The 8,047-nt window shown below is 54.9% G+C and carries 9 protein-coding genes; all 9 read left to right on the top strand.

What is annotated here, in order from left to right; translation table 11 throughout:
* The first annotated feature begins 253 nt into the window (after window positions 1-253).
* The gene (locus tag HHL15_RS26825) at window positions 254-592 is read left to right on the top strand and encodes a hypothetical protein (protein ID WP_169148392.1); all 339 of its coding nucleotides are present in this window, start codon (window positions 254-256) and stop codon (window positions 590-592) included.
* Between the two features lie 679 nt (window positions 593-1,271).
* The gene (locus HHL15_RS24285; RefSeq protein WP_169148391.1) at window positions 1,272-1,583 is read left to right on the top strand and encodes a hypothetical protein; all 312 of its coding nucleotides are present in this window, start codon (window positions 1,272-1,274) and stop codon (window positions 1,581-1,583) included.
* 110 nt (window positions 1,584-1,693) lie between these two features.
* Entirely contained in the window at window positions 1,694-1,885 is a 192-nt protein-coding gene (locus HHL15_RS24280; RefSeq protein WP_169148390.1) for a YodC family protein, read from the top strand.
* Window positions 1,885-2,151: a DUF6953 family protein gene (locus HHL15_RS24275; RefSeq protein WP_169148389.1), complete on the top strand. Its 267-nt coding sequence runs from the start codon at window positions 1,885-1,887 to the stop codon at window positions 2,149-2,151. The genes HHL15_RS24280 and HHL15_RS24275 overlap by 1 nt, the downstream gene beginning before the upstream one ends.
* A 120-nt stretch (window positions 2,152-2,271) precedes the next feature.
* A complete protein-coding gene (locus HHL15_RS24270; RefSeq protein ID WP_169148388.1) occupies window positions 2,272-2,775 on the top strand; it encodes a hypothetical protein in 504 nt (167 codons plus the stop codon).
* Between the two features lie 458 nt (window positions 2,776-3,233).
* Window positions 3,234-4,580 carry a hypothetical protein gene (locus HHL15_RS24265; RefSeq protein ID WP_169148387.1) on the top strand — a complete coding sequence of 449 codons (1,347 nt, stop codon included), beginning with the start codon at window positions 3,234-3,236 and terminating at the stop codon, window positions 4,578-4,580.
* A 437-nt stretch (window positions 4,581-5,017) separates the two neighbouring features.
* A complete protein-coding gene (locus tag HHL15_RS24260; RefSeq protein ID WP_169148386.1) occupies window positions 5,018-5,647 on the top strand; it encodes an HNH endonuclease in 630 nt (209 codons plus the stop codon).
* A 113-nt stretch (window positions 5,648-5,760) separates the two neighbouring features.
* A complete protein-coding gene (locus HHL15_RS24255; RefSeq protein WP_169148385.1) occupies window positions 5,761-6,684 on the top strand; it encodes a LysR family transcriptional regulator in 924 nt (307 codons plus the stop codon).
* A gap of 144 nt (window positions 6,685-6,828) precedes the next feature.
* Window positions 6,829-8,043: an FAD-dependent monooxygenase gene (locus HHL15_RS24250; protein WP_169148384.1), complete on the top strand. Its 1,215-nt coding sequence runs from the start codon at window positions 6,829-6,831 to the stop codon at window positions 8,041-8,043.
* Window positions 8,044-8,047 lie beyond the last annotated feature (4 nt).

Genomic DNA, 8,047 nt, shown 5'->3' with positions numbered 1-8,047 from the left:
GCTCCGAGTCGCCCTGACGCAAACGCATCAGGGCCTGGCGGTACTCGTGCATCTCGATACTCCTGCGGGCCACCGGCTTTCTCCTGCCAAACCCGGCAGGGTAGCGATGGACCGCTCAAGGTCGAGACGTCCGTCAGAGTGAGACTGGCTCCATTACGCCGATCCGGCGCTGGCGCCTATGTGCCGATCCGTGGGTGGCTCCATTACGCCGATCACGGAGTGGCTCCAATGTGCCGGTCACAAGGTGGCTCCATTGTGCCGATCATCAACTGGCTCCAATGTGCCGGTCGGTGACACCGCCCTCACCGACTACCGCTCCAATAACCCCGCCCACAGCCGCGAGGTCGCCGACCTGGCCTACAAGACCCTGCGCGACGCCGAACTCACCGCCATCACCTCCCAAGCCGCCGCCGACGCCGCAGCCGACGCCCTCGCCAAAGCCCGCCGCGACCTCCACGACGTGATCCTCGGCATCAAGAACGAAACCCGCGCCCTGTACGGGCCGAATTCGGATCAGGTGGCTGCGCTGGGGCTGAAGAAGAAGAGTGAAAGATCGAAAGTTGGGAGAGGGAAGAAAGGGGAGGGGGAGTGAGGCAGGGGTAGGTAAGGAGCGCGGGCCCCGGTTGGGGCCTGCGCGGTGATGGATATGATCGACGGAGCGGCCTGCGGGCCGCTTTTGATTAGGGGTGGAGGTGGTGAGGGGCGGAATTGTTGATTGTCTTGTGCAGGCAGGGGGCGAGTTTGTCTGGCTCAATGTCGTTGGTAATGGATGTTCTGGCTAATTGCGCGGAGAGCGAATGTCCAGTGATGTAGTGCACTTAATGTTGGCGGCTTTCTTGGCTTCAGGTTTTTTGATGGCGTCCGATGATGTTCGTCATTAAGGGCGTATAGAGCTGATTGAGGTATTAGGGAAGGTTTTGCGGGGGGGGGGGGGGGGGGATTGCAGTTGTGGAGATCGAGAGAGTCTGGCGGTGACAGCTTTCGGCCAGAAGCGGCCTATCGCCATCCGATCCGGATAGCGGACATTCGGGTGCAGGGGTATGCTATCAGCCTGCGTTTTACATGAATCTAGTCACCCCACACCATGCTGACTGCGGCTGCTTTCCGTGTCTTGTCATATTTCTTAGTGCGTAGTTTTTCGCCAAAACAGTAACTTGCAAGACATCTTGTTCTGCGCTCCGATGTTATGCGGCAGAACTGTCGCCCTAAAACAAAGTTAGATTTTGCCAGTGAGCCCCTTCCATTCAACAAGTACATTCAGAAAGAGAGTCATGGGAAATTTGCACTTAAACAGCGGTCACATTCAAGATTTCGAAGTTGAACAGGTTGCGGAGGAGAGCGGCCATATCGCCGCCGTAGTAACAATTTACACAGACAGAGAGAATGCAAAATATCGGGTAAGCAACGATGATCGACACCCGGATTTAGGAAGAATTGTGACAGACCTTAAAGCGGGACTCCAAGCCGCAAAGGACACTGATGCAGACTTAAAAATTAATGAATATTCGGAACGTATGTATTTGTTTGTCACCTATCCCAATGGAAAGACAGAGCAATACACTGGGTTACGAGTTCAAATCTAACATTTCGGTCAAAGCCAGCTCCCTTCGGTCGCTGGAAGCTGCGCGATAAACCGCCGCGCAGCGCCCTTTACCTAAAACGTTAGGCCTATCAATCACTCAAGGAGAAAGCAATGGCAGCAAAATCGAACTTCAATATCGGAGAGATCGTTCAGCTCAAGTCTGGTGGCCCAGAGATGACTGTTCAAGTAGTTCCAGAAAAGCCGACTGGGCTTTACAAGTGCCAATGGTTTGCTGGCAAGAAGCTTGAGGCCGGTCTGTTCCCGTTTGATTCTCTCAAACTCGTAACGCAAGAAGCCAAATAATGGACGCTGAATCCATCGCAAACTGGATGCTTTCGCAAATCGAGCGAGATGGTTGCATTTATCAAGATGATGTCGTCGATTACTTGGTAAAAGCAAAGGAAGAGAGCTTCCTCAGAGAAAACAGCGATGGAAATCTGGTTGTTGGTCGAAAGGTTCTCGATGCTTTCAGAAAGCTCACTGAAAGTACCGTTGTATGGGTAAAGCCAGATTTCTATTGGCGCTTTCGCGTCGCCGAGGATGAACCGGGAAGGGAAGCAAGGGGCTAAATGGACAGTTCCTGGCCTAACAATTCCGTCGAGAGAGACGGCCCAAAGCTGCGCTTTGGGTTCCCTCCGCCTTCGGCTCCGGTCGCCCCTTACGTCAAACGTTAGACATCGCGAAAGCATATGCGCCGCCAACTCACACCCGATGAACTTGACTCGCTCTACAGCGGCGTCGGCCGCTGCATCTGGCACATCCAGTATCTGGAAGACGTGCTGCACACGCTCCTCACAATGAAAGTCGAGATTCGTGAGCCAGGTCGCGTCACGGAAGTAGAAGCATACGAACTACTAGCCAAACATCGGCGCGCAAGTCTAGGCACAGCTTTGGGAACAGCCGAGAAGCACGGTGCGCTGCAACCAGAACTGCTTGCTGATTTGCGTCTTTTGAAAGATGAGCGAGATTGGCTTGTTCATCGCTCGATGCATCAAGACGGCGATTCGCTCTACACCGACGAAGGAAGAAATGGAGTCTTCTCTAGGCTCGAAGCTCTGATGCAAAAGACCCTTCACCTCAAGAGCAAGGTACTAGCAGAAGCAGAGGCATTCTGCGCTGGGCATGGCATTTTATCGAAGCCGGCAGAAAACCTTGCTCGGGAGCAAATTGCTCGACTCAAAGGCGATGTCTAACCATTAATCGAGCGGATGCCCAACTGGCTGCGCCGGTCGGTCCTCGTTGATGTCAAACGTTGAACGACAGCTTTCCTCAACGCTCAACGGCAACATTGGGTCGATTGAAGCCTTTCGTTGCCGACGAGAGATCTTGTGAATTTAACCCATGCTTCCAACGTCGACAGTTGGCCAGAAGCAAACCGATGTATAACTTTCCCTAAAGCAGCCATTGTTGCTGTGTAGTTTAATGGCATATCGCTTTGTTATACTGACGCCTGGAACCACTCGGCTACATTCCACCCGCTGTGGCAGAGGATCGGTATCGTCAGCAACTCGCCAAACAGGCCGAATACGCCTGTACTTAAACCACGGAGCCTCTACGAAACCTGGGGCGATTCAGACCCCTGCGTCCGTGTAAACACTGTTAGACCTTTTAACAAACACCGAGAGAAATTCCATTGGCACATCTGACTGACATGGAAGAACTACTAGCCAGGATTCCTGGTGCCGACATCCGCGACTACATGCGTGAAGCAATGAGTTGCTATATGGCTGGAGCTTACCGCGGCGCATTAGTTCTCAGCTACATCGCTTTGTTCGACGACTTGCTGGCCAAGCTAGGTGAGTTGGGAAATGTAAATTCGGCAGCAAAGTTGATATTCACGGAGGCAACAAAGAAGAAGGCCAACCAAGATGTTTACGAAAGCTATCTAATAGACCAACTAACATCCAAGAGCCTTATTTCCGGCCTCGACTCTTCATTTCTCACGACGCTTAGAACCCTACGCAACAAGTCTGCTCACCCATCGGGACACAAGCCCTCACCAGAGGAGGCCAGGTTTGTCTTCTTCGAATCCATTGATCGCTTCCTGTCAAAGCCCATCCTTTCAACCACTCAGCTAGTCGATGAACTTGTAGTGCGGCTTAAGAACAGCAATTTCTTTCCAAGCACATCTATCCCGGACATTAGAAATGTGGTTAAGGACGAGATAGCGAACCTACATGACGAGGCAATGCCGCAGCTCGTGGCAAAAATGGCCTCAGCAGTTACCTCAGCAGATGCTTCGATTAAGAAAAACTCGAGCTTTTTTTTAGTCGGTCTTTCCAAACTAGACAATCCCTCCGCAAATTCCGCACTTCAAACCAAGTTGATTACGTCGAAGGTCGACGATGCCGACTACCAAGACGTGATCACTCAAACACTATCAGCCAACGGAAAGTTAATTTCTGGACTGAGTGGCACGCCCATTGACCGCGTGCGGGCAATTCTGGCAAAAAAAATATCTGAAATCAAAAGCTCAGTCAGCGAGACCAAACTGATTCACCCGACGACAGCGCTCATTTCCATTGCAGAGGCCGTTCCGGAGGCTGATTTTCTCGCTACGTTCAAACCCGAAGTCGAAGCACTATTCGAGAAAAGAGCTCATTCTGAGTTTGTTGTAAAGCTCGTCAAGGACAAACCCAGCCTGCTCCCAATCTACCTTCCAACCCTCATCTCTAAAGCAGGATCTGCTGACTACGTGACGGCCAACTCTTTCTCAAACGCTGTTGAGGCTCTAGACGCCTCTCTCGGAGAATTACTCACAGACGAGCAGTCGCTGCAACTGATCCTCGCAATCATGCAGGCAGCAAACTGGGGCGCTTGGTCTGCGAAGGCCGCTGTCAGCGCCAAGTTTGCAGGGGTTCCAATTTTGAGGGCCAAAGCGGTGGCATTTATAACTGCGAACGAGGTGGCCGCAGCCACTCTCGTTGAAAATAAGTTCAGCGAATCTAAGCCGATGAGCGAATTTGTAGCAGCCAACCTTACAGACGAAGCGGCCTAACTGGCGGTTCAACGCGGACGCCAATACTGGCCATGCCTTTGGCATTTTTAAGCCAGTGTTAGTGCCTCCGCGCTTCGCGCTCCGGCGCCAGTTAACCTGGGCGTTCCTGACCGTCCGCTTTTCCAAATCCTCAATTACCGATTAGGGTCGTAAGCAGCCAAGTAGATCGGGTTAGCGCAGCGTAAGCAGACATTCCCTATCTATAATCAACGTGCCATAACCCCTGGTGGTGCTATTATTGCCTTTATGCAAATCGTTGCCGACGTGTTTGAGCACGAGCGGGACCGATCATGTGATGTCGGGTTACGCTGCGCTAACCCGACCTACACCGACTTCTTCCATCATCACAGTTTCTCGTAAATCTTATGTGCGCGCGGAAAAACTCTTGGTTCCCCTACAAACTATTTGAGATCAGGGAGAACTACGAAAAGCATACAGTGTGCACGTGGATTGTTGATGAAGATGATCGCCCCAATCACCTTGATGTTTATTTTCCGTATGGTGTTCACTCTGATTTTGTTAAGTTCTTCATCGAGAATGGACGTTGTTTAAATTGCAATGCGCCAATTAAAAAAGACTTTTCGAGGTGTGATTGCACATTGCCGCACTACGACTTACTCTTTGAAAGTCCTGATTTTCATCTGGTGATTGAGTCGCCGGGCTATGGAGAGCTCATCGAGAAAGAGCGATTGCGCGTACATCGAGAACGCCGCGTACGCAGAATTGCTATTAGCAATAAGGTTGTCACAAAGGATCAGATAGATGAGCTCTTTAGTGTTCAAGAAGGGCGCTGCTACTACTGCGGGATATTACTTATAGATGCTAAGGGAAAACGAAAATTTCATAAGGACCATTACCGCTCTTTGAAAAATGGCGGCTTGCACTCGATAGACAACATCGTACTCGCATGTGCTTCTTGCAACATCGCCAAGAGAGAGGATGATGGGGATGAAGTCTCTTTTTTCTATCACAAATCGCTTACTCAAGCTGAAAAACGCCGTATGCCACAATTGAGAAAAAAAGTAGCGGCATTTCACGAGGTACAGAAAGAGCAGGCGGATTTATAGCCCATTGCGTTGTACACAACTTCTCCTCCGCGTAATCTAGTGTTTTGAGTGATTTTTCGGACAAGCGATGATCTGGGTATCACTTAATTCGTCACATTGCGCCCAGCCACCCCATGGACCTCAAAAACTTCGACCTAAACCTCCTCCTCGTCTTCGACCAGATGCTGAAGGAGCGCAAGGTTTCGGCCGTGGCGGACACGCTGGGCGTCACTCAGCCCGCCATCAGCCGCTCCCTCAAGCGCCTGCGCGCCTTGCTGGGCGATGAGTTGTTCTATCGCACCGCCAATGGCATGGAGCCGACGTCGTATGCGCGGCATCTGGCGGAGCCTGTTGGTGAGGCGCTGGATTCGTTGCGGAGTGCGATCAGCCGGGAGTTCGACTTTGATCCGGGGAGCAGCCGGCGCAGTTTCACCCTGCGCATGTCGGACATCGGGGAGATCTACATCCTGCCGCGTCTGTTGCGCTTTTTGAGTGTGGAGGCGCCGGGGGTGTGCATCAACATCGTGCGGGACGGGGGTGAGACGCTGAAGAGCGAGATGGAGGCGGGGCGGATCGATCTGGCGATCGGGCTGATCGATGGGCTGGAGACGGGGTTCTTCAGTCGGCAGGTGTTCAAGCAGGGTTATGTGTGCGTGTTCCGGCCGGATCATCCGCTGGCCGGCAAGCCGATGACGCTGGATGACTTTGTGGCGGCGGAGCATGCGGTGGTGACGGCGGCGGGCACGGGCCATGCGCGCATCGACGAGCTGATCGAGAAGCAGGGCATCCAGCGCAAGGTGAAGTTGCGGGTGCCCACCTACGCCAGCCTGGAGCATCTGCTGCGGGCCACCGATCTGGTGGCGACGGTGCCGGAGGCGCTGGTGCAGCCCAACATCCATCCGCTGGCGCTGGCTTATTCGAAGCATCCGGTGACGTTGCCGCGCTTGTCGATTGATGAGTTCTGGCATGCACGCTTCCACCGCGACCCGGCCAACCGCTGGTTGCGCAACGTGATCGCGGTGCAGTGCGCTTTGCCGAGCATCCAGGCTGTTGAGTGAGGCGGGTTGCGTCACGGAAGTTATCAATTGGCTTCGTGACTATGACTCAAGGTAATAGTGCCTATTACCCTTGGTGCATTGAGCTGAAAAATCTCGAGATATATGCTTCTTCTCACGGATTTAACCCACAGAGAAGGAGCTCTCATGAGCCAAGGAGACTGGAAGATTGCCATCGTCGGTGCCGGGATTGGTGGCCTTACGTTGGCCCTCGCGCTGCGTCAGCAGGGCATTGCGGTGGAACTCTACGAACAGACGCCGGAGCTGCGCGAGGTGGGCGCGGCGGTGGCGCTGTCGGCCAACGCCAACCGCTTTTACGACAAGATCGGCCTGCGCAAGGAATTCGACGCGGTGTGCTACGCCATCTCGACCCTGATCTACCGGGATGGGCGTGACGGGCGGGTGATCGGCCGGCACAGTGGCGAGCCGACCTACGAGGATCAGTTTGGTGCCTGCTACTGGGGCATCCACCGGGCCGACCTGCAGGCGGTGCTGTCGAAGGCGGTGGGGATGGAGCACATCCATCTCAACAAGCGCCTCACCGATCTGAAGGATTCCGGCAAGGAAGTGGTGCTGGAGTTTGAAGATGGCACTTCGGCCCGCGCCGACCTGGTGATCGGGGCCGATGGGGCCAAGTCCCTGGTGCGGCGCTGGATGCTGGGCTACGACGATGCGCTGTATTCCGGCTGCTCGGGCTTTCGCGGCATTGTGGCACCGGAGCTGCTGGATCTGCTGCCCGATCCGGAGGCGATCCAGTTCTGGATCGGGCCCCATGGCCACTTGCTGCACTACCCGATCGGCAAGGGCGATCACAACTTCCTGCTGGTCGAGCGCAACCCGTCGCCGTGGCCGGTGCGCGAGTGGGTCACCGGCGCGGAGCAGGGCGACCAGCTCAAGCGTTTTGCCGACTGGCATCCGGCGGTGGTGCAGATGATCTCCGCGGTGCCCACCAGCCAGCGCTGGGCCTTGTTCCATCGCCCGCCGCTGGGCCGCTGGACGCGCGGCCGGGTGACCCTGCTGGGCGATGCCGCCCATGCGCTGGTGCCGCACCACGGCCAGGGCGCCAACCAGTCGATCGAAGACGCGGTGGTGCTGGCCGCCAAACTGGCCGAGTTTGGCCCCGCTGCCTTTGCCGAAGGCCTGGAAGCCTACGAGAGCCTGCGCCGCGGCCGTACCCGCAAGGTGCAGTTCGCGTCGATCTCCACTGCCGATGTGCTGCACCTGCCGGATGGCCCGGCTGCCGATGTGCGCAACGCACGGCTCGGCAATCGCGAGGAGATGATGCATCACCTCGGCTGGATCCACGATTTCGACCCGGCCACCCAGGTGCCGAGCGAGCGTCAGGGCGGTACCTGGCTGTAAATGC

This window comes from Zoogloea dura (genome assembly GCF_012927165.1).
Lineage (GTDB): Bacteria > Pseudomonadota > Gammaproteobacteria > Burkholderiales > Rhodocyclaceae > Zoogloea > Zoogloea dura.
Note: the sequence above shows the minus strand (reverse complement) of the source record. Positions and strands in the feature narration are given on the sequence as shown.

What these genes read in the sequence shown, in the direction of transcription:
- HHL15_RS24285 (WP_169148391.1), top strand. Translation starts at nt 1,272, where the DNA reads ATGGGAAATTTGCACTTAAACAGCGGTCACATTCAAGATTTCGAAGTT.
- HHL15_RS24280 (WP_169148390.1), top strand. Translation starts at nt 1,694, where the DNA reads ATGGCAGCAAAATCGAACTTCAATATCGGAGAGATCGTTCAGCTCAAG.
- HHL15_RS24275 (WP_169148389.1), top strand. Translation starts at nt 1,885, where the DNA reads ATGGACGCTGAATCCATCGCAAACTGGATGCTTTCGCAAATCGAGCGA.
- HHL15_RS24270 (WP_169148388.1), top strand. Translation starts at nt 2,272, where the DNA reads ATGCGCCGCCAACTCACACCCGATGAACTTGACTCGCTCTACAGCGGC.
- HHL15_RS24265 (WP_169148387.1), top strand. Translation starts at nt 3,234, where the DNA reads ATGGAAGAACTACTAGCCAGGATTCCTGGTGCCGACATCCGCGACTAC.
- HHL15_RS24255 (WP_169148385.1), top strand. Translation starts at nt 5,761, where the DNA reads ATGGACCTCAAAAACTTCGACCTAAACCTCCTCCTCGTCTTCGACCAG.
- HHL15_RS24250 (WP_169148384.1), top strand. Translation starts at nt 6,829, where the DNA reads ATGAGCCAAGGAGACTGGAAGATTGCCATCGTCGGTGCCGGGATTGGT.